This is a genomic window from Methanolobus sediminis (genome assembly GCF_031312595.1).
GTDB classification, from domain to species: Archaea; Halobacteriota; Methanosarcinia; order Methanosarcinales; family Methanosarcinaceae; genus Methanolobus; species Methanolobus sediminis.
Genome location: NZ_CP133592.1, coordinates 2,224,234 through 2,248,787, shown reverse-complemented (window position 1 = coordinate 2,248,787; position 24,554 = coordinate 2,224,234). Strand labels below are relative to the sequence as shown.

Genomic DNA, 24,554 nt, shown 5'->3' with positions numbered 1-24,554 from the left:
AGAAGAAAAGACATACGTTTAATCATATCACAAACGTATGATTACTCATACACTTCATACATCACAATCATACACTGACTTACAAAACCTTACCCCGCATATGAGAATCATAATCAGCATACACTCCCATGAATACTATCATGAAAGTTACTATGATGGAGGACATGTATATCCACAGGAGAACTACAAGTATTGAACCAATGGTCCCGTAAACCGTTGTTATGCTGCTGTAGGACAGATAGATGCCTATTACATATTTTCCCAGCGTCAATAACAATACCGTAAGCAATGAGCCCATAAACACATATTTGATATCCATGGTTGCATCTGGGAGTATTCTGAAAAGGTACATGAAAAGAAGGATAAGAGTAAGGAAGTTTATACCAAAGCTTGCATATTGGATCGAATTTACCGATACTGAAAATGCTGCCTGTAAGGCATCAGATATAACAAAGAATATCATCTCGAACAGAGTGCTCACTGACACTATTATACCAAATGCAAGAGCTCCGATCAAAGCAGATAACCTTGTATGGAAAAACTGATGTAGCCAATGTTTATTTGACGGAGTAAGGCCCCACATTTTGTTAATCAGTTTTTTTATCTGAAAAAAGATATTACCTGCACTCCATAGATATATCAGAAAACTGAATACGATTCCAAAGTTACTGGGGCTGCTCACAGAAAGTTGAGTAAAGAGGGTATTTAATGCTTCTATTGCAACATCACCTGCAAAAACTGATACATCTGTCAGGATGGCTGCTTGAAGTAATTGTTGTTTCAGGAAGATACTTCCAATAAATAATGTGAAAAGGAGCAACGAGGGAATACCTATAAGTGCATGGAAAGAAAGGGATGCACTATTTGTGATCCCATCCTCTTTCGTCCACCTGTCCAGCGTCGTTTTCATTATATCTTCAAATGGAGATAGCATCTGTAAGAATATTTATTCTATAGAATATATTAGTTGTCAGAAGAGAATAATATACATGAATAATAGTCTTAAATAGCAGAAAAAAGAATGTAGAAAGTAATGAACAATACAAGTAAGATGCTTCAGGCACTACTAATGCTTTCCATACTTGCAGCAGTTCTTGTATATGCATTATATCCTTACATAAACGCATTTTTCGGTGCATTTATCCTGTACGTTGTTTTTAAACCTTTATACACGTACCTTGTTACAAAACAGAAGATAAACAAAAGTGTGGCTGCTTTTACGATAATTCTTCTTACTATTGTCCTTATAATGATACCCCTGTATTTCCTGATGACTATAATTATAATCCAGATACAGAGTATGCTTTTTGATACGGACACTTTACTGACCCAGGTTTCAAATATCAATACCTATATAAGTCAAGTTCATTTATCCAGCCTGCCAATTGAGATAGATCTGCAGGCAAAACTGGCAGAGATAGTGACAGCAGCAGCAAACTATTTCAGCATATTACTTTTAAATGCAGTCCAAAGCCTTGGACAGAGGGTTATAGAATTTATTATTATGTATTTCCTGCTCTATTACCTGTTTGTTGGCGCAAATTCAACTTGTTCTGTAAAACTTACAAATGCAATACCTTTCAGCAGAGAGAACACAGCATTATTACAAAAGGAATTTACAAATATTGTCAATGCAACACTTATAAGTTCAGGAATTATTGCTGTTGTACAGGGCGGATTGCTCACTCTTACATTCCTGCTGCTTGGAGTTTCCGGAGCATTCCTCTGGGGATTTGTGGCTATGTTATTATCATTCCTGCCTGTTGTAGGAGCCACGATGATATGGATTCCTGCAGTCATTATTCAGATAGCTCAACATGACTATTTTACAGCCGTAGGGATATTCATCGGAGGAATTATTCTCAGTTCGGTTGATAATTTCCTGAGGCCGATAATACAGGACAAAGTTGGAAGGATCCATCCACTGGAATCACTCATCGGAGTTATCATTGGCCTCAATCTATTCGGTCTTCTGGGAATTTTTATCGGGCCTTTGCTGATATCATACGTTGCCCTTATGGCAAAAATGTTCAATGAAGAGTACCTGTCTGAAAATAAGACAGATACAGATTAAACGACATTTTACAGAGATTGATGTTATTTTTACAATCATAACAGCGGTTATTTTTATATAGAACCTTTACGGAATACAATTGCTGATTTCCGAGAAAATCAAATAGAAAATTGAAAACAAGTATTGTATTCTGAAGTGATCCTGTGCTACCTACAAAAGAATTCCTTGACAGAGCAATAGAAGCAACCTTAGACCTTAATGTCGATGAAGCATGTGAAATTGCATATGAAGCATTGGAACTTGGAATTGATACTCAATATCTTTTAGAGCATGGTTTTCATGCTGCACTCTCGTTGATGAAGGGTCTGTTTGATGAAGGAAGGATTTATCTTCCACATATGATAGTTGCTGCAGAAGCAGTGGAAGCAGCCACCACTGTTTTGATGCCGGCATCTAAAAAGAACTCGCTGATAAAATCTAAAGGTATTGTGCTTCTTGGCACCATAGAAGGCGATATACACTCCATTGGCAAGGACATAGTTGCAACATCTCTTCAAATAGATGGCTATGAGGTAATTGATCTTGGTGTGGATGTGCCTATAGAAACCTTTGTGGAGGAAGCTATAAAGGTTCATCCGGATGTGATTGCAACATCTGCCCTGATGACCATCACTATGACTAATCAGCTAACACTTGAGGAGAGTCTCAAGGAAGCAGGCATCAGGGATAAGTTGAAGACAATGGTTGGAGGAACACCTGTCACCTCCGAATGGGCCAAGGAAATTGGTGCTGACATATACGGGGACAATGCATCCGATGCGGTCAGAAAGGTAAATTCTCTTATGTGGCCTGAAAAAGAAGAAGCATTGGCCATCAACAAAAAGAACTGTTCTGAGAATGTTTGCTACTGATTACCAATATAACCTGATAAAGTTTATTTTTTGTAAAGTAACCAGAAATTGCAGAAAATTGATGTTTAATAGCCGAAGAGTCAGAACGCAGGCAAAAATGAAAGCGTTTTTGAGAGAGATGATGTTAGGGAATGCAGAGGGAATCTGCCTGCGTTCTGTTATTTTAAGACGTTTTTTACGTTTTTCTCTTCAGCGTTTTCCGATGAACACATCGTACCACCTATGGTCAGCAAAGTCCTGGTCAAAGAGGATTTGTGGCCTCATACCATAGTATGAAATAGTTATATATAAATATATCTACATTGTAGTGTATTATGAGACTCATCATTATGAGATTTGATGTTTAGAGAGAAGGTACGTAGAGATTGCAAATATTACAATTTTAGCTATATATTCCCTCGAAACAGATGAGAAAACACAGAAGACACCCGCTGGTTCAAAGCATTTGAGTCCGATCCTGTTCAGGCTGCCTATTATGAGATAGTGGCAGCGTTTGTAATATTCAATGAGATTACAAACCAGCAGGCATCAATAAGAAGCTCATAACCTGAAACTGTTTATGTGAAATCAAATCGCTTTCCCTTAGTCCAGAGGTCGTCGAATTTAGCCTTGAAACGCTTTGTATATGACTCATCATGAATTTGTGTCATACCGAGACTGGTACCCGTGTTGATCTGATCTTCAATATCTAAAAAGAGAGTCTTTGAATCAAAGATTACGAAATCATGCTTTGTTTCCAGAATTCTTATTTCCATGAATTTCTGTAAATTACTTTTGACCGATTCGTTTTCTATTGAATTAATAAGTTCTTTTATTGACGGTAACAGTTGAGAGTAGGAATCTATAATTTTAACATGAATGCCACGTTGTGCCAAACTTAAGTAAGCCTTGCTGAATACTGACATTGAATCATCATATTGTTCTGATACTCCTGGCTTATACTTAGTGGGAGTAACAACACATATTTCATGCTCAATATCCTCAAAAAAGGAATTAACTGTCTCTTTTAGTTCATCATCATAAAACTTGTCGGGCCAGAATATTGTTTCAACATGCTTTGGAGAATCGTCATTGGAAAGTTGCCGTTCAATTTCAGCAAATGCTTCCCGGAGTAGTTTGAGCTCATTGAGTGCTTCTTCTTCTTTTATTTGATACATAACTTCAAAAGCAATTTTCGTATCAACAGTCCTGTATTTTCGTGGTCTTGAAGGTTTTATATCCACAAGGCCATACTTGTTTAAATCACTCAAAATCTCATAGATCTTTCCAATGGGAACTCGTGATAATTGTGATAATTTACTTGCTTCCAGCTCCCCTTTTTTCAAAAGCGTCCAGTAAACGGTTCTTTCATATTTGTTTAAACCGATATTTGCAAGTAACTTTTCATCCATCTTTTCACTACTTTTTAGTTTATCGTAAAGTAAAATTGTTATCTATTCTGCGAGGTATTAAGAATCACTGCTTGAACATATAAATTTGTAAGTATCAATGTACGTATCAATTCAATTATCAAAAAATCATATTGACTTTATTACATAGTTATACAAGCTAAATAAATGGTGAATATAGGTGCAAAAATGGAATCAGCAATTTTTGAGATATTTGATGGGTTACCCAGACAGGGCCCGGGTAGTAATGAATGTACTGAAAAAGCATTTAATATGCTTTCTTCTCTTCCCGCAGGTACTAAGATCCTTGATATTGGATGTGGTGTAGGTATGCAGACAATACACCTTGCGAAGATCTGCAAGGACTGTTATATCACTGCAACTGATATTTACCAGCCTTTTCTGGATAAACTTATGGAAAATGCAGCTAAAGAAGGCCTTGATGACAGGATCAGTACAGTTTGTGCTTCCATGGATGACCTGCCTTTTGAAGCAGGAGAATTCGACGTGATCTGGGCAGAAGGCTCCATCTTTATCCTTGGCTTTGAAAAGGGGATCAGCTACTGGAAACAGTTCCTTAAAAGTGGTGGCTATATGGCAGTGACGGAGAACACATGGTTCACAAACGAACCTTCTGAGGAAGTTGTTGAATTCTGGCAGGAAATATATCCCGGAATAATGAACATACCTGACACTGAAAAAGTTATCACGGCAGCAGGATATGATGTCATTGATAACTTTAAACTGCCAGTTTCTGCCTGGTACGAGTTTTATGATAATCTGGAAAAAAGAGTTGATGAGATCAGTGATAACTACAAAGGAAACACTGAGGCAGAAATGATACTTGAGTTTAACAGAAAAGAGATTAAACTCTTCAGAGAACGCCCGGATGAATATGGTTATGCATTCTACATTTTTCAGAAGAACAAACTCTAATAGCGTATACTTAAACTTATGAAGAAATAAATTGAATTATGGCCGAAGTGATAATACCTATTAATAAAAAATGTTTGAAAAATAGTAATCCGACAGTGATTACTATCTTTATAACTTAATTTGCCGACACATTCCGAATTACATATACTGATCTACCAATATTTTCATTCTTTGTTCTGAAACATCGTCTTTCATTAAAGCAAAAAGTAATCGGTCATGCCATTTGCCATCATTTAACCAATATTTTCTTTGTCGTCCTTCTGACTGTAAACCTGCTTTGATCATTGTTTTTTCAGACCCTATGTTTCCTTCTGCACAATCCCCGGTAATCCTGAATGCATCGATTACATCAAATGCATAATATACCAAAAACTCACAAGCAGCATATCCATATCCTTTTCTCCATTGGCTATCATCAATCTGGTATCCAATAAGGTAATTTCCGTTCGTGAATTCTATTGGAATCAATGCGCATTGCCCTATAAAAGTGTCTGTATCTTTTCCCCTGATGGCGAATACATGAAAATCCGGAATTTTATCATCCTTTAAGGAATCATCTATTGAACTTATCAATGGCAAAAAATACGCCATCGTAACTTCTTCTGTATTCGGTCCGAAAAACAAATATTTGCATACACTCTGTTTTGAAAGCATTGAGGCTATATCTTTTAAATCTGCTTATGCACAATAACTAAAAACAATATTGTTCCTGTTCCATTTTAGCTTCATTTATGCCCTCCAATTTAAAAACGATTCAATGTTCAGGATATTTTATAATTTGGTTATTGTCCTCACTTTCATTGATTTATTTAAATATGATAGAACCACATAATATGTACGCATATACCTTCCTCATATTCCTAGCCTTTTCCTGATATGAGTATTCATAGTAAATATTTTATCAGCTTCAGCATTCTTCTTCATGTAGTGGAGTCTACATTAGAGAATCTCATCTTTTTTTATTGGACACGCCTGAAAAAAACGGAGTTTATAGAGCACATAGATTACATGCCATCGTACAAATTATTTCTTATCACAATTCAACTAAGATTATTGTGATGCATCTAGAGATGATTAGAAAATCAGCTTCATGCGACCTAAAAAAGATAAAAAATCAAAGTACCCTCGCTTTCACAGCCCATTAACAAACGCTTCAATCCTTTCCAGAGCCTTCTCTATCTCGTCTTTGGAAGTTGCATAGGAGCATCTGAGGAAACCTGTGCCGGCTTCACCGAAGACATTGCCCGGGATTGTAACGACTCTCTTCTCGTTCATGAGGCGCTCGGCAAACTCCTCGGAGCTCAGGCCTGTGCTTTCGACTGACGGGAATACGTAGAATGCACCCTTTGGTTCAAAGCATTTAAGTCCGATACGGTTCAAGCCACTTACTATGAGATGGCGACGACGGTCATAGTCACGGACCATTTTCTCCATTTCGTGGTGACCGTTCTTGAGGGCTTCGATAGCGCCTATTTGAGCGGTGATTGGAGCACAGAGCATTGAATACTGGTGAATCAGCATCATGGCACTGATAATCTTTGGGGATGCCATTGCGTATGCCATTCTGAAACCGGTCATTGCATATGCCTTGGAAAAACCGTTCAGCAGGATTGTCCTCTCACGCATACCCTCAAGGGAGGAAAAACATGTGTGTCCACCATTATAGGTCAGGCAATCATAGACCTCATCAGATATCACCATAATATCGTGCTCGCACACAACATCAGCAATAGCCTCAAGGTCAGCTTTGCCCATGGTGGCACCCGTTGGGTTATTCGGATAATTGATAATTACTGCTTTGGTCTTTGGAGTGATAGCTGCTTCGAGTTCTTCAGCTGTAAGCTTGAAATTATTCTCAAGCTTTGTTGAGACAATTACAGGAACACCGCCTGCAAACATCACTGAAGGAACGTATGCAACATATGAAGGCTGTACAACAATGATCTCGTCACCGGGATTGGTGATAGCACGTATAGCCACATCAAGAGCTTCACTTACACCGGAAGTTACAAGAATCTCTGTATTCGGGTTGTAATTGACCCCATACTTTGCAGCATAATAATCTGCCAGTTCTTCACGAAGCTCAATGAGACCGTAATTTGAAGTATATGAGGTTTCACCACATTCAAGTGAGTGGATGCACGCCTCTCTTATGTGCCAGGGAGTCACATAATCCGGCTCACCTACACCAAGGGAAATAACATCTTCCAGACCTGATGCAAGATCAAAGTAGCGACGAATGCCTGAAGGAGGCACCTTGTTCATAACATCAGCTACAAATTTAGAAGGGGTGCATGCTTTTCTCATATATTATACATCCTGTAAATGTGACCCAGCTATTAATTATGGAGTCACCGGTAAACGTGAAACATGATCCTGCTCGTGGAGGATAACACCATCCTCTTTATAGGTTTTCAGGACAAAGTGAGTTGTTGTATGCTGTACCTGTTCAAGAGTAGAGATCTTCTCGGCAACGAAAAAAGCAACTTCCTTCATTGTCTTGCCAGATACTGTAAGTGAAAGATCGTATTGTCCGGAAAGAAGTCTCACAGAACGGACTTCAGGGAACCTGTACAAACGCTCAACAAGAGGCAGGTAACCTATTGATCTTTCAAGACTGACCTCAAGCTCGATTATTGCATAAACATTCTCATCGCCTGCAAGATCCCAGTCAATGACAGTCTTATATTTGCGGATAACTCCGCTTTCTTCAAGCTCTTTTACTATATTATCAACTTCATCTATAGTAAGTCCTGCAAGGGTCGCAATTTCTTCATGACTTATTTTTGCATCCTCTTCAAGACATTCCAGAACATGACGTGTTTTATTATCCATCATTTATTTAGCAACCCCATAAAACCAGACAATCAAATTAAAAAGAAAAAAGAATGCCCGATTACTCGAGCAATACCGCGTTCACAACACCATCCTGACCTGGACGGCTTGTGATCTTTGCACTACCAAGAGGGGTCTTGATAACTGAGCCCTTTGTAAGGATGTTACGCCTGACGTAGTGCTCGTTTGCAGTATTACCGGTAACGGTTTCGATGGTAGTCTTCTGGGTCTTACCCTGTGCATCTGTTACGTTTGCAACGTTGCACTGGAGAAGCCTTACCTTTCTGTTTCCGCCTCTTGTGGAAACATTCTTTCTCTTTACTTCATTGATGTGAGTGTCAGCAGATTCGCGACCAAGCTCGAACTTTCTTTTGCTGCGAGCGGATTTGACTTTAGCACCTGTGTAGGTTCTTCTAGATCTACCTTGCCATTTCATGATATATCCTCTTATGATTGTTATATAAGTATGAATTGAATTAACCTTGTAACTCGGATTAAATCTGGTATGATTTATGGACGTTCCTTTAATAATAAGATGCTATATGAACTTTACGAGTGATGAAGTACATGTACTTCCTTGCTACAGGAACAGCAAAAGTGGAAAGGCGAATCATCTTTCCCATTGTCTTTCATAGACAATTCATAAATAAGTCCAGCGCTTATATCAATGTATGCTTCGCGTAACATTTCTAGGAACAGGAGGGTCCCTTCCAACCCCGGAACGCAATCCATCGGCCATCATGATCAATCGTGAAGGCGAGCTTATGCTTTTTGATTGCGGAGAAGGGGCACAACAACAGATGATGCGGGCCAAAACGGGGATGAAAGCACTATCATCCATATTCATAACTCATTTTCATGCCGACCACATGCTTGGAATTCCCGGCCTCATACAGACAATGTCCTTTCACGGAAGAACAGAACCGCTTAAAATATACGGCCCTCACTGGATTCATGAATTTGCAAGGATACTCAGCTCCCTTGGATACTACAAACTGAAATTCGAGATAGATGCCATTGACCTGTCACCGGGAGATGTAGTTAAAAGAGATGAATACTCCATCGTAGCACTCAAAACCGAACACAGTATTCCAAGCCTTGGATATGCACTGGTTGAGAATATGCGTCCCGGCAAATTCGACCGTCAGAAAGCCATTGAACTTGGAGTTCCACCCGGGCCTCTTTTTTCAAAACTCCACAAAGGAGAATCCGTGGAAATTGATGGAAAGATCATACACTCTGAAGATGTAGTGGGAGAAATGCGGCCCGGAAGAAAAATTGTCTATACAGGCGATACACGTCCCTGCAAAGCAATACTTGAAGCCAGTAAGGACGCAGATCTTCTAATTCATGACTCAACACTTGCCAGTGACCAGCAGGAATGGGCCATTGAGTCCATGCATTCAACTTCAGAAGAAGCAGCAGCCCTTGCAGAAGAAGCTAATGTCCTGAAACTTGTACTTACACACATAAGTTCCAGGTATTCTGATAATCCTGCACAGTTGCTTGAAGAAGCTAAAAAGATATTTGAGAATGTGATCGTCGCCGAGGACCTTATGGAACTTGACGTACCCTATCGGGACAAGGCCTAAACACGATACACATAAAACAAAGATTAAAAAGTGAGAACTTGATCTGTTTTAAAGGAAGGTCCAGTCGAGTCTCTTATCCTTGGAATCGTAAAGTGAGACTTCCATTGATATTTCCATATCTTCGAGATCATATGGAAGGCGTTTGACACCTATATATAGAATATCGCCGGGCATATAATCAAACCCTTCAGGTTTGACCTTACCGAAATACACACGACCGCCAGACTCTACTTCTTCAACAGTGACTCCTTTCCACATAAGTGTGTCAATCACATTGACTATGACACATTCAAAGCGATCAGATTCATTTACCTCAGACATAGCTCTCCGATATATTTTCAGGTTTTAAAAAGATAATCCTAGGAACAGCCATCTTCGTATCAGATATACATCCTGTCAGCGTTTGGTGGCGTTGGAAGATTTTTGAGCTTTTTCACAGAAGCATACAGGTCATCCTGAGTTACGTAGTCCCGATCATCGATTATAACATTGTGAAGAGCCGTCTTCAACACCTTACTTACAAGATCCCTTCCGGAAAGTCCTTCTGTCATCTTTGCAATTGCAGAAAGATCAAGATCCTTCACAGGCAAAGGAAATGTCTTGACATTGGATTCCAGAATCGAAAGACGTTCCTTCTCATCCGGCAATGTAAACTCGATCTCTTCCTCAAATCTGCTTCGCACAGCAGGATCAATAGTATCTGTGCGGTTGGTAGCACCTATGGTACAAACACCTTCGCGCTCAACGATACCGTCCATCTCGGTCAAGAGAGCATTCACTATCTCTGCAACATCGCCACGCAGTTCCTGATGTCTGCGATCAAGTGCAATGGCATCAAGCTCGTCTATGAAAATGATACATGGAGCCATTTCCTGAGCACGATCATACAACTGGTGGATCTGCCTGGCACCTTCACCTACAAATTCACCGATAAGTTCCGTTGCCTTTACAGGAAGAATAGGAACATGAGCTTTATTTGCAAGTGCCTTTGCAAGCATAGTCTTTCCGGTACCAGAAGGACCGTAAAAAAGTACATTTCTTGGTGCCCATTTACCAAACTTCTCGGGCGCTTCCAGAAAACGTTCAATTAATTTGCATTTCTTGCGTGCACTCTGCTGTCCAATTACATCATCAAAAGTAACATCACTTCTGAACTCAACAGCAGGAGTGCTGCTAATCACAGTTTCATTCACAATTATATGCGTATTCTGACCTATGACAGAGCCAGGTGGTTCGACATCAGTTACTTTGTATGCAAAATCAGGAAACATCCTGCGGTCAAAGAGATAATCACCTTTGTGCGCCGTGTAACCTTTCCACTGCTCTCGTGCATAATGTTCAAAAACTCCTGAGTCTGTGATTTCAGGATATTCATCGAGCACACTGGTCATCGGATAACCGGCAGGCTCCAGGATGAGAAAATCAGCCGTACTTTCACCAGGTTCTGAATTTGATTCTCTGCTGGATTTGGTAGTGGTTTTCTGAGCAGTCCTTACTATATGTATCATCTCTTTTATTTTCTAATACTAATTGATTTGAGAAAGCTATTAAAGCTAACCCTTAAACCTATTTTAAGGTTCAAAAGTGAGTTATCACATTTAACAGATTGGAATTCCATTACATATTGCAATCCTGAATTTAAAAGGCACGGTTAAATCAACTCTATTAAATTTTGAGATGAATATAAGAACGAATATTAAATATAGTAATTAATACTATAATATTAAAATAATGATAAATGAACGTACACTGAAAAATGTAAAGATCACCAGTGTCGTAAACACGGTTCTGATCCTGATAATCAGCATATTTGGACTTGTATTAGTTGCACCATTCCTTATTTCAAAAGACACGAATTCCCTGATTGTCAGCTTAGCTTTGATAATGTCCACATTCATAATAATTATCTATGCAAATAAACAGATAGAGAAGAAGAATATGGAACTGGAGATGAAAATAACTGAACTGGACGAAATGCATAAAAAGCTGAATGAGAAGCATAAAGGGCTGGAATATCTTGTATCTCGTAACACAAATATTGAAAACATGATATCTTCATTGATTTCCATGTTCATTAAACCGGGGAACATAGAAGGAACCCTGGATGAAATTTTAAAGAAGACAGCATCTTTCTGTGATGCAGATTATTGCTACCTTTTTTTGTTCAAAGAAAACGGTGAACCTTACATGTCACATACCTGGAAAAGCCAGGGAAAAACTGAAAAGAAAAGTGTTTTTGAATCGAACCCTTACTCCAAATTTCCATGGATAGAAAAAAAGATTGTTCAAAAGCAGATAATACACATCTCAAAAGAAGAACATCTTCTGACCGCGGCTGACAAAGAAAGAAATATCATCTTATCGGATGGAATCCAGTCATTGATGCTAGTTCCGGTAGAGTCCAAATCAAAATGTATCGGATTTATCAGCATCGAAAGCACATCATGTAAAAGCGATTGTAACCCTGATAATATCCAGACATTGAAAGTTTTGTCTGAGATCATGAGTACAGCACTCAATCACAAATCATTCCTCAATGATCTAGGACTTTTTAAAGACCTTATTGACAGGTCCAATGATTTCATTTTTATTATAGATGTAGAAAAGAACCGTATTCTTGATGCAAATGAAACTGCGTGCAAAGAGCTTGGATATACCATAGAAGAGCTTACAGACATGGAAGAAAAGGATCTTAGTTCACTTTTTGAAGATACATTCTGGAAAAGTGATCTTCGAGACCTTGCAGGAGACAGATATCTGCAACCAGGTCAGACACTCACCAAAAAAGATGGAACAATAATACCAGCTGAGATGAATATCACTTTTGTAACTCATGACCACCATAATTACGCCCTTGCTGTCGTGCGTGACATTGCAGCACGTCTGGATATGGAAAGCAGACTTGCAAAGACAAAACAGGTAATGGAACTTGCCATGGAAGGTGCTGATCTTGGAATGTGGGACTGGAACCTCAGAACTGATGAGGTCATGTATAATGAACGCTGGGCAGAAATGATCGGATATGATGTCAAGAATATCGAAAAGAACATAGAAAGCTGGAAAAAACTGATACATCCCGATGATCTGGAAATTGTGAATGATACTATACATGACCATATTAACCGTGAAACACCGTTCTTTGAAGCAGAATTCCGCATGAAGAACAGTAAAGACAGATGGCAGTGGATACTTGCCAGAGGCAAGGTCACTGAATGGGACAAGAATAAGGAACCTTTCAGGTTTACCGGTACTACAATGGATCTTAATGAGAGAAAGAAAGTAGAGGAAGAACTCCGACACTCCAATGAACTCAAAGACCTGTTCACTGATATTATGCGCCATGACCTTCTCAATCCTGCAGGAAACATCAGAGGATTTTCAGAAGTGCTCTGTGAAATGGAAGATGACCCTGAAAAATCAAAGATAATAGATAGTGTGCAGCGCAGTACTAACAAACTTATAGACATGATAGAAACGGCTGCTAAGTTTGCAAAGCTTGAAGCAACAGAAGAACTTGAATTAGAAGGAATTGACATTATGCCAAGTCTGCGAAATGTTATCGAGCAGTTCGAACAACAGCTGTGTGATAAGAACATGAATCTCCATATTCGTGCAGATGGAAGCTATCCGGCTATGCTCAACCCTATTGTTGAGGAAATTTTTGCCAATTACATATCCAATGCTATCAAATACAGCCCTGAAAATACAGAGATCGACATTGATGTTATTGACCAGAACTATACATGGATGGTAACTGTGACAGATTCAGGAGAAGGAATCTCTGATGATGCAAAACCACTGATATTTGATCGTTTTAAGAGAGTGAACAAGAGCGGAGTAAAAGGAACCGGCCTAGGACTTGCTATTGTCAAGAAAATAGCTGAACTTCTTGGCGGGTCAGTTGGTGTTGAGAATAATCCGGAAGGAAATGGTAGCATGTTCTGGGTAAAACTCAGGAAGTACCATGGAACGCTGAGTGATGATACATCATCCATAATAGGCATTGAAGCAACCATTGCAGCAGAAACTATTCAAAATACAAAAACTGAGATTCGCCCTATGTTGCATTAAGTTTAAGGAAGATAATAACAATCAGAAGCCCTTGATATCTAAATATCATGAGGAAATAAGATGGAACTTGATGAACTGATCATAACAAGGGCTATAGTTGATGAATTTTCAAAGGTTTTTCTTGATTACACAGATGTTGATGTGGCACTTGTAGGTGGAGGACCGGCAAACCTTGTAGCTGCTAAATATCTTGCAGAAGCAGGTCTTAAAACAGTACTGTTTGAGAAGAAACTATCAATCGGCGGAGGCATGTGGGGAGGCGGAATGATGTTCCCACGTATAGTTGTCCAGGAAGATGCAAAACATATCCTTGATGACTTTGATATTAATTACCACGAATATGAAGAAGGATACTATGTTGCAAGCTCTGTGGAGTCTGTCGCCAAACTTATTTGCGGAGCCACTGAAGCAGGCGCAGAGATATTCAACCTAATTGATGTGGAAGATGTAATGATACGTGAAAACGACGCAGTATGCGGACTTGTCATTAACTGGGGACCTGTATCCATGGCAAGACTTCACGTGGACCCTCTTGCAATTAAGGCAAAAGTTGTTATTGACGGAACCGGGCATGATGCAGGAATCTGCAATACTGTTCTCAGAAAGATACCTGGTGCAGAGATAGGTTCAGGAATTCCGGGAGAGAAACCAATGTGGGCTGACATTGGAGAACGCGCCCTGATGGATACCACAAAAGAAGTATATCCTGGATTGATTGTTGCAGGAATGGCAGCAAATGCAGTTGCAGGCGCACCTAGAATGGGGCCAGTCTTCGGTGGAATGATGCTCTCCGGCAAAAAAGCTGCTGAAATTGCAATTGAAAAACTGAAAAACAAATAAAAAGCGATTTCATATATAAGCAAACCCGCCTGAGGACACTGTTTAATATGGTTCCAAAGGAAAAGGTTTATGTAAGAAACGGACATCTATAGGGTGCTTTCAAGTAAAGCACCTACTCATGCCGGGGTAGGGTAGCGGTTATCCTGTAGCCCTGTGGAGGCTACGATTCGAGTTCGATTCTCGATCCCGGCCCCATTTTTCATATTGTTTTTGATCTAATCTTAGTATAGATTTTATCCAGGATTTAAATCTCTGTTTTTGCACCAATGATTACTATAAGAATTAAAGATAGATAACTAAAAGAAGTTACGTTTTTCGAAATAGAACAGAATGCCGTATTTACCACCACGCCATTATGACTGTATAAGAAGATAACCCCATCCCGCTACAAGGGGTGGTACATCCTTGTAGAATCTGAGAAGACAGACTCACTTTTACGTTATGTATTGATATTATATAATAGTATATATTTCAGGAGATATTATTATAATACTGCGATTATACAATGTATTAAAAAATATATGGTTCCGGAGTTTGGTATTTGAAATGTATCATTTTTTCGGAAATTCAATCAAAAAATAAAAGAAAAATAATCAAATGAAAATGATAGATACAAAAAATAAAAGTTAAAACTCATTCAGCTTTAACTGCCTTCTTTGACACATTTTTTCACCGGGAATCTCTACTGGGTAAGCACCTGTAAGACAACCAATACATAGATTATCCCGATCTATTCCTATAGATTCTACCAGACCATCAATACTGAGATAACCAAGTGAATCAGCATTTATTACTGCTTCAACACCCTGAATGGTCTTGTGAGCTGCTATCAGCTCTTCTCTGGAAGCCATGTCTATTCCCAGATAACATGGAGCAATGATCGGAGGACTACCTATACGTGCGTGAACTTCTGTAGCACCGGCATTGCGCACCATATCAATGATACGGCGTGAAGTGGTACCTCTTACTACACTATCATCAATAAGAACCACTTTTTTGCCTTTGATATTCTGATTGATAGTATTCATTTTCAGGCGTACTGCAGTTTCACGCATTGCCTGGCCTGGAAGAATGAAAGTTCGACCAATATAGCGGTTTTTCATCAAACTTTCTTCATAATCGATCTTAGATCCTTTTGCATAACCTATAGCGGAGGTTATACCTGAATCCGGAACAGGAGACACCATATCTGCATCCACAGGATGCTCAAGAGCAAGCTTTTCACCTATTCTTTCACGGACCTTATAAACAAGCTGCCCATCTATGATAGAATCAGGACGTGCAAAATAAACATATTCAAAAACACAGTGAGCACAATATTTCTCTTCAAAGAGCCGATGTGATTCAACTTCACCATCACGGAAAATAAGAAGCTCTCCGGGTTCCACATCCCTGATAAGCTTACCGTTCAGCGTATCAATAGCCACACTTTCTGAAGCAACCACATAACCGGAATCAATAGTACCAAAACACAAAGGCTTGAATCCCATCGGATCCCTTACAGCCATGAGCATGTCATCTATCAATATGGTAAGTGAATACGACCCGTTGAGTTGCTTCATAACATTACGTATAGCATCAACAGGATCATGCTTCAAAAGTTCCTTTACCAGAAGATGAGCCAGTACCTCAGTGTCAGAACTAGCGACGAATACATGACCTTCTGCCTCAAGCTGGTCACGCAGGTCACGACTATTGACAAGATTACCATTGTGTGCAAGAGCTACATTGCCACTCTTATATTTTACAATAAAAGGCTGGCAATTCTCTATACGTGAGTCACCGGATGTAGAATAGCGAACGTGGCCGATGCCCACATTGCCTTTAAGACCAACAAGTTCATCCTTGTTGAAAACCTCAGGCACAAGACCCATACCCTTTAAGGTATGAGGCTCCTTGCCATCATGGACAGTTACTCCTGCGGACTCCTGACCACGATGCTGCAGAGCATATAGAGCATAATAGATACGAAGCGCGGAGGGGACTGGATGTGGTTCTTCATCGAACTGTACAATACCGACAACACCGCATTCTTCGCGCATTTATATCCCTAGTCTAAAAAGACTCAATACTTGCACTTTGCCTGCCACTTGTAGCTTCTCATGCGTGAGCTCTTTCCAAAGCCACATGATGTACACTGTTTTGTGTGAATGTTAAGTGAAACACTACCGCAGCGCCTGCATTTTAAGTGTGTGCGCTTTTGTCTTTTACCCATTGAGGGAGTACCTTTTGACATTTATAATCACCTTTGATATGAAATTCCTTAATTGATTAATAATAATTTTGAAGCCTATGAATTACAGCTTGGAGGTTACCCTTGATATTGCTAGTAGTTCTTATAGGTTACGTTCATTTCAGGGAGACACGTAAACTACGTTGTCACCTCTGATTACAACACTACCCAGTTTTCTGACAATTTCTCCTTCCTTAAGTTCCTCTGCATCATCAAGTACAAGGTTCATATGTACGTCATATCCCTGGAGTTTTCCACGGAATTCCCTTGCGCCTTTAAGTCTCACAATTACAGGTGTGTTCAAAGCATCGTTCAATATATCAAGAGGTCTGTTTCCCATTTTAGTCGCCTCAGTTAAATAAATCCAAATAAATTCTACACTTAAACTTGTAGCTAATATCTAGCTTGTAAATTTGTTTATTTACATATACATATTGCGATGCTCAATGTTGCGTATGCTGTATATAAAACTATCGAGATTAACAGTTTTCAGATATCCAGAAGACTGCAGAACTATGAAAATGATTCGCAAAGATATATAGGTTCAATTGACCAACTGTTATATAAGCGACAAGGCATTTAAGAGCTCCGTCACACGTCAAAGAAGAGATGAGGGATTAAATGAGCAAAATACCAGTCATACTTTCCATAGCAGGTTCGGATTCCGGCGGAGGTGCAGGAATTGAAGCAGACATCAAGACAATAGCTTCACTTGGACTCCATCCGGCATGTGCCATCACATCAGTTACCGCCCAGAACACACTGGGAGTCAGAAGTGCCTATGATCTCCCCTGCAATGTAATTATAGAACAGGTCGATGCAGTCTGCGAAGACATGGATATTACATGGGCAAAATCCGGTATGCTTTCCTCATCAGAGATCACATCAACTGTTGCAGAGATGGTTAAAAAACACAACCTGAAAATTGTGGTAGATCCTGTAATGGCAGCAGAGGCCGGCGGTGACCTCCTGCGCAAAGAAGCCGTGCAAACCCTCAGAGATGAGCTCTTACCTGTTGCAGAGGTTGTAACTCCGAACATCAACGAGGCAAACACACTTGCAGAAATGCAGATAGAGACTGTAGAAGATGCAAAACTTGCCGCAAAAGTGATCAGTAAAACCGGAGTCAAATTTGTCATTGTCACCGGAGGACACCTGGACGCATCAGATGTAATATATGACTCCTGTAATGACAGGTATTTTACAATCAAGGGGACTTTTGTAAAAGGCGGCACCCACGGCTCAGGATGTACTTATTCATCTTCCCTTGCATCTTACCTCGCTAAAGGATATAGCATCGAAGAAGCTGCAAGAATGGCAAAGGATTTTGTTGTTGAAGGTATCAAAGGAAGCGTACCTGTCGGCAAAGGTGTCGGACCGGTTAACCAGCTTGCATGGCTCCTGACCAATGTAGAACAATGCACAACGATCAATAATGTAAGGGAAGGAGTACAAATTTTAAAGGAAGCAAATTCCTTTGCAAAGCTCATACCTGAAGTTGGATGTAATATTGCAATGGCACTCCCTGATGCGCAAAGTCCGGCTGATGTAGTGGCCGTAACTGGCCGGATCGTTAAACTCAAAGATAGTACCCATGTTGTCGGCGATATTGAATTTGATGCAAGCAGTCATGTAGCCAGAATAATACTGTCAGCTATGAAATTTGATCCGGCTTACAGGGCGGCAATGAATATCAAATATTCAGAAACTATCCTTGATATTTGCAGAGACATGAGACTTACGATTTCATCCTTTTCAAGAGAAAATGAACCTTCTGATACACATACAATGGACTGGGGAACATCTTTTGCCATTGAGACTTTCAAATCCGTACCGGACATAATATATGACAAAGGCGGAGTCGGAAAGGAAGCCATGATAAGAATTATGGGACAAAATGCCGTTGATGTGGCCGAAACTGCCAGAAAGATAGCTGAACAGTATCAGAAGTCATGATACTAGATAATAATTATACTTGCCCGGAACATACTGTACAGAAGTAAATTCACAGGCATCTACAAGAGTGAAGATAAAATGGAAGCAGAATTTTTCAAAGGCCTTTACCTGTCAAAGGAAATAAGGAAAAGTATCCGTGAAATGGGTTTCAGGAAAGCAACAGAGATCCAGGAGAAATGTATCCCTGCAATAATGGATGGTAAAGATGTTATTGGCCATGCACAGACAGGAACCGGCAAGACTGCAGCCTTTGGCATACCTCTTATGGAAATGCTTGAGCCAGACAAGAGAAAAACTCAGGCACTTGTACTTTGTCCGACAAGAGAACTTGCGATACAGGTAGCTGAAGAACTGGGGAAACTTGCAAAATACATCCAGGAAATGCAAATTTTGCCTGTTTACGGCGGAGCCGCAATGGAGTCACAGGCAAATGGCCTGAAAAATGGTGCACAGATTGTTGTGGGGACACCCGGAAGAATAATTGACCACCTGGAAAGAGAAAACTTCCATACAGACGATATTGGAATTGTCGTGCTTGATGAAGCAGATGAAATGCTTAATATGGGTTTCAGGGACGATATAGAGAGAATACTTAACAGCACACCGACAGACAGGCAGACACTTCTTTTCTCAGCAACAATGCCGGAACCAATACTAAAACTGACAGAGATGTATCAGAATAATCCCGTACATATTAAAGTTGTACAGGAAAAAATGACAGTTCCCCAGGTGAAACAATATTATTTTGAAGTGAAGGACAACGCAAAACCGGAATCCCTTAGAAGACTTCTGGAAGCTGAGAACATCAAATCAGCGCTTGTCTTTTGTAATACCAAGAAAGAAGTTGACAAACTTGTCATCAAGCTGCGCTCCAGAGGATATCCTGCAGATGCACTCCACGGAGATGTCAAACAAAATAAGAGAGAGCAGCGCATGAACAAATTCAGGGATGAGGACATAGGCATCCTTATTGCCACTGATGTTGCTGCAAGGGGCATCGATGTCGATAATATTGAAGTGGTCTTTAATTATGACCTGCCGCATGACCCTGAAATATACGTACACCGGATAGGAAGGACAGCACGTGCCGGCAGACCCGGACTTGCATATAGCTTTGTAACTACAAAAGAAAAGGCAAAACTGGAAACCATAGAAGGGACCACTAATACTGCCATTGATAAAAGGGAACTTCCAAGCAACCGTGACATAGAGGATATAAAAGAGAACAGGGTTGCAGATGAGATTAAAATGCTTATCAGGCGTGGTAAGCTTGATAAATATGATGATTTCGTTGCTGGCATAGCATCCGACGATATGGATTATCGCCAGATAGCAGCAGCCCTTGCAAAGATGCTGCTGAAAGGCGAGAACTGATCCATACTACAAACAGGAATTCAAATAATCAATTATAACTGAGGAAATTCAATGAAAGATTTTGTGATAATAGGACATAAAGCAATGACAAGCGGAGATTTCTCCTTAAACGACCTTCCAGGCTCTGCCGGAAGAATGGACATTCTCTGCAGATGTGTCAATTCAGCCCTTTTCCTTTCACACGGAATGAGGCGTGATGTGAATGTCCACCTTGTGCTTCAGGGAGAACCGGACCCTGCTAAAATAGTCAGGTTCAATGGTGAGAAACTTAAATACCTCAATCCTGATGAGAGAAGCAGTGGCTCCCTTATCAAGAAAGCATTGGAAAAAGATGCAATTGAGTATGAGATACAGTCTACTCCGGGAGTATTTATACGTCGTGCAGGACTGGAAGAGCTGCTCAAAGAATTCAATGAGGCAGGCAGGGATATTTATTACCTTAGAGAAGATGGCGAGGATATCAGGGAATACTCCGAACTTAACGCTGATGCTGTGTTTGTCCTTGGTGACCACATGGGAGTTACCGAAGAGGAAGAGGAAATGATAGATAAGGTTGCAAAATGCACCCTTAACATAGGACCCATTTCCCTGCACTCAGACCATTGCATGATAATCATCCACAATGAACTTGACAGGAAAGAAGCATAAATAGTCAAAAAAGGTTATATTACATAGTACCTATTTCATCAAACCCTAAATCTTCCATATAATATACTACAAAGTGATCCAATGAGCATACTTGAAACCGCTAAGAAAATAATTGAAGAAGGCCCCATCTGCGACCATTGTATGGGCAGGCAGTTCGCCAAATTATCCACTGGCCTTACCAATGTTGAAAGAGGACAGGCTATAAAGCTGGCCCTGGCTATGGAAGGCGATGCAATGTTCAAGGAATCAGGTGATGATTCCCTTCTTGAAGAACTGGCAAAGAGCAGCAAATATGCCAGAAAAACATTGAAGATAGAAGGTGAGGATGAGAAATGCTGGGTATGCCTGGGGATTTTCGAAAACCTTGACTTGTGGGCAGACAGAGCGGTGGAAAGCATCGGAGACAGGGAGTATTCAACAATCCTGGTTGGTACAAAGGTCAGCGGGCTCATTGGGGAAAACGAGGAAATACTCTGGAGCGAATGCGGCGTTACACAGGCCGAGCAGTTCAAGACTGAAATGAACCGTGAGGTCGGCAAGCTTATTTCCGCACGCATCGGCAAAGAAGTGGAATTTGAGAGGCCGGATCTTGTTATAACCCTTGATATCGCGGAAGAAAGGACAAGTGTGCAGGTTAAATCACTCTACATACAGGGAAGATACAGGAAACTTGTCAGAGGAATTCCACAGACAAGATGGCCATGCAGAAACTGTGGCGGCAGGGGATGCGAGCAATGTGACAACACCGGCAAACAATATCCTGAATCAGTGGATGAACTCATAGGCAAGGAACTTATTGAGATGACAGAAGCAATGGATTCTAAGTTCCATGGTGCCGGCAGGGAAGATATCGATGCGCTTATGCTTGGTACCGGAAGACCATTTGTAGTAGAAGCCGTTAGTCCGAAAATACGCAGTATAGATGTCTGGGAACTTGAAAAGAGGATTAACGAGTTTGCAGATGGGAAAGTTGAAGTTGAAGGGCTTAAAATTGTAGAGAAGGCAGTAATTGAGACCCTGAAATCCTCAAAGGCGGATAAAGTTTATAACCTTAAAGTTACATTCAAAGAGCCTGTTTCCACGGACAAACTGGAAGATGCTATAAATTCACTTATCGGAGTGCAGATACATCAGAGGACTCCGCAGAGAGTGGCCCATAGAAGAGCGGATCTTGTCAGGAAACGATATGTTCACAACATGAAGCTCGTTGAGAAAACAGAGGAATTCGCTATCATTGAAGTGCATTGTGATGGCGGTCTGTATGTCAAGGAACTTACATCAGGAGATGATGGAAGAACAGAACCGAGTCTTACAGGACTTCTGGGCATTCAGGCAAAGGTTGATGAACTCAACGTCATTAAAGTAGACATATAAATGAGCCATAAGGACTCACATACAATTCATATATTAAAATCATATTTTCAATGGAGGAAAATAATCATGGCAACATCACACGGTGAAAAACACTGCACAAGATACAAGTTAAAGAAGACCTCAAGAGAAAGAGGACTTTCACCAGTAAGCAAGGCAATTCAGGAATTCGACTGCGGTCAGATGGTCCACATCGACATCGACCCAAGCGTACAGAAGGGAATGCCACATGCAAGGTTCCAGGGAAAGACAGGAAAAGTTCTCGGACAGCGCGGACGTGCCTACATCCTGCAGATAAGGGACGGAAACGCAATGAAGGAACTTATATCCCTTCCACAGCACCTTAAACCACAGAAATACTAAATTCATAGAAAATTCAGGCATTGTACCTGGATTACCTTTATTTATCGTTAGATGTATCTTTACTGCATATATTTAGCGATAATATTTTATCCCTGGATTTAATCTTGTAATCATATGCCATTCCAATGTGGCCTAATCTAACTAATGCATAGAGTGTATATCAATGATAGTAAAAGAAGTTCTTAGTGAAGAGTTGTTGACCCTGTCTGAAGTAAAGGGTATGCTGCACGAGATTATGGAAGAACGCCTCAACAATGAGGAAGAGTTGGGCTATGAACTACGCAAAGCTATCAACCATGCAGAGATGTTCTCAAAGACAACACCGGAAAAAGCAAGGGATCTTGTAAATAAACTTCTTGAACTGGAAAAAATGAAACCTGAGATTGCAATCAGAATTGCAGATATCATGCCACAGTCAAGAGATGAGCTCAGATCACTTTACGCAAAGGAAAGATTCACACTTACAGAAGAAGAACTCGATGAAATGCTAAACCTTGTTGAAGAAGCAATGGATTAGATTTATATTCGATACACCCCTTTTTTTACATCGAGAGAAGTTGCAGCAGTAGCAGCAGGTATGCCACAGGAGGGAATGAATATATGCAAGCAAGGGGAAAACCACCTGAGAAAGAAGAGTACGCATGGATTTTAGATTATCTTCCATATGGAAGCGCCGACGATAAACGCCCTTCATATCAAAAGAAACCTCTTGTCCAGGCAGTCGGAGAAAACCATTTCGTTCTGATGGAGCTTGTGCCAAAGGAAGGAAGAGTACCTGACATACAGTCAAGAGTTTACATAGGTGATGGTGACAGGGATCTTATTGACCATGTAAAGCACCGTATCACATATACAGATCTAAGCCACGGAGCTCAGCTTGAGTTGCCGTACATTCTGGAAATGACCATTAAACACCACGAGGACAGGTTTGTACAGTTCTTTAACGATGCACATCCAATCACAAACAGGCTACATATGCTTGAATTACTTCCAGGAATAGGGAAGAAACTTATGTGGGCCATTATAGATGAAAGGAAGAAAGGAACTTTTAAGACCCTTGCTGAACTGCATGAAAGAGTGGGAGGAGTTCATTCCCCTGAGAAGGTCATTGTGAACAGGATAATAGAAGAGCTGAAAGATGAAAATATCAAATACAGGCTTTTCACAACCCCTTCACGCCGTCCACGCACTCATTAAAAGGTGTTCGTTCCTTGGTTTATGAGATACTCAGAAAATATGGCATCCGTGGTGGATACCATGACCAGCATTTTTTGATCGACGAAAGAATCCTTGACAGGATTGTCGATGCCGCAGACATACAACCTCATGAGACCATACTGGAGATCGGTGCAGGTATCGGAAATCTCACTGAAAGACTTATGGCAAAAGCCGGGCATGTCATTGCAATCGAAAGAGACCCTGAGCTTGTTTATGTACTAAAGGACCGTTTTGGCGAGCCTGAGAATTTCACACTCATACAAGGAGATGTGCTTGACGTTGATTTCCCGCCTTTTGACAAAGTTGTTGCTAATCTTCCTTACTCAATATCATCTGAAATAACATTCAAGCTGTTCAAATACGATTTTAAACTGGCAATCCTGATGTACCAATATGAATTTGCACAGAGACTGGTATCCCATGCCAATTCAAAGGATTACAGCCGCCTGTCGGTCAATGCACACTATTTTGCAGACACTTCAATGATAATGAAGATACCAAGAGGAGCATTCTCACCCCCTCCTGAAGTGCTCTCTGCTGTTGTGGAAATAAAACCACGTCCTGCTCATTTTGAAGTCCTGGACGAGAAATATTTCCTTGATTTTGTCACTGCAGTTTTCGGACAGAGACGAAAGAAGATGAGAAATTCCATTCTCAGAAACAAGCAGCTTCTGGGTATTGACGATATGAAGGAATTCATTAATGAATTACCACAGGAATTGCTTGACAAAAGACCGGAAAATCTTGAACCGGAACAATTCGCAGAACTTGCAAATATAATGTTCAGACATAAACAGAAATAAC

The 24,554-nt window shown here is 40.3% G+C and carries 25 protein-coding genes and 1 tRNA gene; 15 read left to right on the top strand and 11 right to left on the bottom strand.

Features of this window, described 5'->3' with window-relative positions:
• Positions 1–79: 79 nt before the first annotated feature.
• Positions 80–910 carry a YihY/virulence factor BrkB family protein gene (locus tag RE474_RS11190; RefSeq protein WP_309310449.1) on the bottom strand — a complete coding sequence of 277 codons (831 nt, stop codon included), beginning with the start codon at positions 908–910 and terminating at the stop codon, positions 80–82.
• 123 nt (positions 911–1,033) lie between these two features.
• On the opposite strand from RE474_RS11190, the gene RE474_RS11185 reads away from it, so the two are divergent.
• Together RE474_RS11185 and RE474_RS11180 are read left to right on the top strand one after the other, a co-directional pair.
• Positions 1,034–2,074 carry an AI-2E family transporter gene (locus tag RE474_RS11185; RefSeq protein ID WP_309310448.1) on the top strand — a complete coding sequence of 347 codons (1,041 nt, stop codon included), beginning with the start codon at positions 1,034–1,036 and terminating at the stop codon, positions 2,072–2,074.
• 143 nt (positions 2,075–2,217) lie between these two features.
• Positions 2,218–2,925 carry a cobalamin B12-binding domain-containing protein gene (locus tag RE474_RS11180; RefSeq protein WP_309310447.1) on the top strand — a complete coding sequence of 236 codons (708 nt, stop codon included), beginning with the start codon at positions 2,218–2,220 and terminating at the stop codon, positions 2,923–2,925.
• Between the two features lie 557 nt (positions 2,926–3,482).
• Here the strand turns inward: RE474_RS11180 and RE474_RS11175 are convergent.
• The gene (locus tag RE474_RS11175) at positions 3,483–4,316 is read right to left on the bottom strand and encodes a TrmB family transcriptional regulator (protein WP_309310446.1); all 834 of its coding nucleotides are present in this window, start codon (positions 4,314–4,316) and stop codon (positions 3,483–3,485) included.
• 186 nt (positions 4,317–4,502) lie between these two features.
• On the opposite strand from RE474_RS11175, the gene RE474_RS11170 reads away from it, so the two are divergent.
• On the top strand, positions 4,503–5,249 hold the full coding sequence (locus RE474_RS11170; protein WP_309310445.1) for a class I SAM-dependent methyltransferase: 747 nt from the start codon (positions 4,503–4,505) through the stop codon (positions 5,247–5,249).
• A gap of 138 nt (positions 5,250–5,387) precedes the next feature.
• On the opposite strand, the gene RE474_RS11165 is transcribed toward RE474_RS11170, so the two are convergent.
• The 4 genes from RE474_RS11165 to RE474_RS11150 form a co-directional block, all read right to left on the bottom strand.
• Entirely contained in the window at positions 5,388–5,903 is a 516-nt protein-coding gene (locus RE474_RS11165) for a GNAT family N-acetyltransferase (RefSeq protein ID WP_309310444.1), read from the bottom strand.
• 477 nt (positions 5,904–6,380) lie between these two features.
• Positions 6,381–7,556: an aminotransferase class I/II-fold pyridoxal phosphate-dependent enzyme gene (locus RE474_RS11160; protein ID WP_309310443.1), complete on the bottom strand. Its 1,176-nt coding sequence runs from the start codon at positions 7,554–7,556 to the stop codon at positions 6,381–6,383.
• A gap of 36 nt (positions 7,557–7,592) precedes the next feature.
• A complete protein-coding gene (locus tag RE474_RS11155; protein ID WP_309312251.1) occupies positions 7,593–8,084 on the bottom strand; it encodes an Lrp/AsnC family transcriptional regulator in 492 nt (163 codons plus the stop codon).
• Positions 8,085–8,145: 61 nt separating this feature from the next.
• Positions 8,146–8,520, bottom strand: a complete 375-nt coding sequence (locus RE474_RS11150) for a 30S ribosomal protein S8e (RefSeq protein WP_309310442.1) — start codon at positions 8,518–8,520, stop codon at positions 8,146–8,148.
• 235 nt (positions 8,521–8,755) lie between these two features.
• Between RE474_RS11150 and RE474_RS11145 the strand changes: the two genes are divergently transcribed.
• The gene (locus RE474_RS11145) at positions 8,756–9,676 is read left to right on the top strand and encodes a ribonuclease Z (protein WP_309310441.1); all 921 of its coding nucleotides are present in this window, start codon (positions 8,756–8,758) and stop codon (positions 9,674–9,676) included.
• A 48-nt stretch (positions 9,677–9,724) separates the two neighbouring features.
• Here the strand turns inward: RE474_RS11145 and RE474_RS11140 are convergent, their stop codons facing one another.
• Together RE474_RS11140 and RE474_RS11135 are read right to left on the bottom strand one after the other, a co-directional pair.
• Positions 9,725–9,997 (bottom strand): hypothetical protein, encoded by a 273-nt coding sequence (locus RE474_RS11140; protein ID WP_309310440.1) that lies wholly within the window; start codon positions 9,995–9,997, stop codon positions 9,725–9,727.
• Positions 9,998–10,056: 59 nt separating this feature from the next.
• Positions 10,057–11,184 (bottom strand): AAA family ATPase, encoded by a 1,128-nt coding sequence (locus RE474_RS11135; RefSeq protein ID WP_309310439.1) that lies wholly within the window; start codon positions 11,182–11,184, stop codon positions 10,057–10,059.
• Between the two features lie 223 nt (positions 11,185–11,407).
• Between RE474_RS11135 and RE474_RS11130 the strand changes: the two genes are divergently transcribed.
• From RE474_RS11130 to RE474_RS11120, 3 genes are all read left to right on the top strand, one after another.
• Complete coding sequence (locus RE474_RS11130; protein ID WP_309310438.1) at positions 11,408–13,747, top strand: sensor histidine kinase; 2,340 nt, start codon at positions 11,408–11,410, stop codon at positions 13,745–13,747.
• Positions 13,748–13,807: 60 nt separating this feature from the next.
• A complete protein-coding gene (locus RE474_RS11125; protein WP_309310437.1) occupies positions 13,808–14,587 on the top strand; it encodes a sulfide-dependent adenosine diphosphate thiazole synthase in 780 nt (259 codons plus the stop codon).
• Between the two features lie 120 nt (positions 14,588–14,707).
• Positions 14,708–14,782, top strand: a tRNA-His gene (locus RE474_RS11120).
• Positions 14,783–15,213: 431 nt separating this feature from the next.
• Here the strand turns inward: RE474_RS11120 and purF are convergent.
• From purF to RE474_RS11105, 3 genes are all read right to left on the bottom strand, one after another.
• Positions 15,214–16,629: an amidophosphoribosyltransferase gene (gene purF, locus RE474_RS11115; RefSeq protein WP_309310436.1), complete on the bottom strand. Its 1,416-nt coding sequence runs from the start codon at positions 16,627–16,629 to the stop codon at positions 15,214–15,216.
• A 23-nt stretch (positions 16,630–16,652) separates the two neighbouring features.
• Positions 16,653–16,823 (bottom strand): 50S ribosomal protein L37e, encoded by a 171-nt coding sequence (locus tag RE474_RS11110; protein ID WP_309310435.1) that lies wholly within the window; start codon positions 16,821–16,823, stop codon positions 16,653–16,655.
• Positions 16,824–16,941: 118 nt separating this feature from the next.
• Entirely contained in the window at positions 16,942–17,160 is a 219-nt protein-coding gene (locus RE474_RS11105) for an LSm family protein (RefSeq protein WP_023844185.1), read from the bottom strand.
• Between the two features lie 281 nt (positions 17,161–17,441).
• On the opposite strand from RE474_RS11105, the gene thiD reads away from it, so the two are divergent.
• From thiD to rsmA, 8 genes are all read left to right on the top strand, one after another.
• Positions 17,442–18,776, top strand: a complete 1,335-nt coding sequence (thiD, locus tag RE474_RS11100; RefSeq protein ID WP_309310434.1) for a bifunctional hydroxymethylpyrimidine kinase/phosphomethylpyrimidine kinase — start codon at positions 17,442–17,444, stop codon at positions 18,774–18,776.
• A 78-nt stretch (positions 18,777–18,854) separates the two neighbouring features.
• Complete coding sequence (locus RE474_RS11095; protein ID WP_309310433.1) at positions 18,855–20,150, top strand: DEAD/DEAH box helicase; 1,296 nt, start codon at positions 18,855–18,857, stop codon at positions 20,148–20,150.
• Between the two features lie 51 nt (positions 20,151–20,201).
• Positions 20,202–20,798: a tRNA (pseudouridine(54)-N(1))-methyltransferase TrmY gene (trmY, locus tag RE474_RS11090; protein ID WP_309310432.1), complete on the top strand. Its 597-nt coding sequence runs from the start codon at positions 20,202–20,204 to the stop codon at positions 20,796–20,798.
• An 81-nt stretch (positions 20,799–20,879) separates the two neighbouring features.
• Complete coding sequence (locus RE474_RS11085) at positions 20,880–22,172, top strand: tRNA pseudouridine(54/55) synthase Pus10 (RefSeq protein WP_309310431.1); 1,293 nt, start codon at positions 20,880–20,882, stop codon at positions 22,170–22,172.
• 66 nt (positions 22,173–22,238) lie between these two features.
• Positions 22,239–22,532: a 50S ribosomal protein L21e gene (locus RE474_RS11080; protein ID WP_309310429.1), complete on the top strand. Its 294-nt coding sequence runs from the start codon at positions 22,239–22,241 to the stop codon at positions 22,530–22,532.
• A 163-nt stretch (positions 22,533–22,695) separates the two neighbouring features.
• Complete coding sequence (locus RE474_RS11075; RefSeq protein WP_309310428.1) at positions 22,696–23,049, top strand: RNA polymerase Rpb4 family protein; 354 nt, start codon at positions 22,696–22,698, stop codon at positions 23,047–23,049.
• 83 nt (positions 23,050–23,132) lie between these two features.
• Positions 23,133–23,729 (top strand): DUF655 domain-containing protein, encoded by a 597-nt coding sequence (locus RE474_RS11070; protein WP_309310427.1) that lies wholly within the window; start codon positions 23,133–23,135, stop codon positions 23,727–23,729.
• A 14-nt stretch (positions 23,730–23,743) separates the two neighbouring features.
• Complete coding sequence (rsmA, locus tag RE474_RS11065) at positions 23,744–24,553, top strand: 16S rRNA (adenine(1518)-N(6)/adenine(1519)-N(6))-dimethyltransferase RsmA (protein WP_309310426.1); 810 nt, start codon at positions 23,744–23,746, stop codon at positions 24,551–24,553.
• The last annotated feature ends 1 nt before the right edge of the window (position 24,554 follow it).

Coding starts and splice junctions, on each gene's coding strand:
- RE474_RS11135 (WP_309310439.1), bottom strand. CDS start 11,184: ATGATACATATAGTAAGGACTGCTCAGAAAACCACTACCAAATCCAGC.
- RE474_RS11080 (WP_309310429.1), top strand. CDS start 22,239: ATGGCAACATCACACGGTGAAAAACACTGCACAAGATACAAGTTAAAG.
- RE474_RS11185 (WP_309310448.1), top strand. CDS start 1,034: ATGAACAATACAAGTAAGATGCTTCAGGCACTACTAATGCTTTCCATA.
- RE474_RS11175 (WP_309310446.1), bottom strand. CDS start 4,316: ATGGATGAAAAGTTACTTGCAAATATCGGTTTAAACAAATATGAAAGA.
- RE474_RS11130 (WP_309310438.1), top strand. CDS start 11,408: ATGATAAATGAACGTACACTGAAAAATGTAAAGATCACCAGTGTCGTA.
- RE474_RS11165 (WP_309310444.1), bottom strand. CDS start 5,903: ATGCTTTCAAAACAGAGTGTATGCAAATATTTGTTTTTCGGACCGAAT.
- RE474_RS11085 (WP_309310431.1), top strand. CDS start 20,880: ATGAGCATACTTGAAACCGCTAAGAAAATAATTGAAGAAGGCCCCATC.
- RE474_RS11110 (WP_309310435.1), bottom strand. CDS start 16,823: ATGTCAAAAGGTACTCCCTCAATGGGTAAAAGACAAAAGCGCACACAC.
- RE474_RS11160 (WP_309310443.1), bottom strand. CDS start 7,556: ATGAGAAAAGCATGCACCCCTTCTAAATTTGTAGCTGATGTTATGAAC.
- RE474_RS11150 (WP_309310442.1), bottom strand. CDS start 8,520: ATGAAATGGCAAGGTAGATCTAGAAGAACCTACACAGGTGCTAAAGTC.
- thiD (WP_309310434.1), top strand. CDS start 17,442: ATGAGCAAAATACCAGTCATACTTTCCATAGCAGGTTCGGATTCCGGC.
- purF (WP_309310436.1), bottom strand. CDS start 16,629: ATGCGCGAAGAATGCGGTGTTGTCGGTATTGTACAGTTCGATGAAGAA.
- RE474_RS11170 (WP_309310445.1), top strand. CDS start 4,503: ATGGAATCAGCAATTTTTGAGATATTTGATGGGTTACCCAGACAGGGC.
- RE474_RS11190 (WP_309310449.1), bottom strand. CDS start 910: ATGAAAACGACGCTGGACAGGTGGACGAAAGAGGATGGGATCACAAAT.
- RE474_RS11105 (WP_023844185.1), bottom strand. CDS start 17,160: ATGGGAAACAGACCTCTTGATATATTGAACGATGCTTTGAACACACCT.
- trmY (WP_309310432.1), top strand. CDS start 20,202: ATGAAAGATTTTGTGATAATAGGACATAAAGCAATGACAAGCGGAGAT.
- RE474_RS11145 (WP_309310441.1), top strand. CDS start 8,756: ATGCTTCGCGTAACATTTCTAGGAACAGGAGGGTCCCTTCCAACCCCG.
- RE474_RS11140 (WP_309310440.1), bottom strand. CDS start 9,997: ATGTCTGAGGTAAATGAATCTGATCGCTTTGAATGTGTCATAGTCAAT.
- RE474_RS11125 (WP_309310437.1), top strand. CDS start 13,808: ATGGAACTTGATGAACTGATCATAACAAGGGCTATAGTTGATGAATTT.
- RE474_RS11095 (WP_309310433.1), top strand. CDS start 18,855: ATGGAAGCAGAATTTTTCAAAGGCCTTTACCTGTCAAAGGAAATAAGG.
- RE474_RS11075 (WP_309310428.1), top strand. CDS start 22,696: ATGATAGTAAAAGAAGTTCTTAGTGAAGAGTTGTTGACCCTGTCTGAA.
- RE474_RS11070 (WP_309310427.1), top strand. CDS start 23,133: ATGCAAGCAAGGGGAAAACCACCTGAGAAAGAAGAGTACGCATGGATT.
- RE474_RS11155 (WP_309312251.1), bottom strand. CDS start 8,084: ATGGATAATAAAACACGTCATGTTCTGGAATGTCTTGAAGAGGATGCA.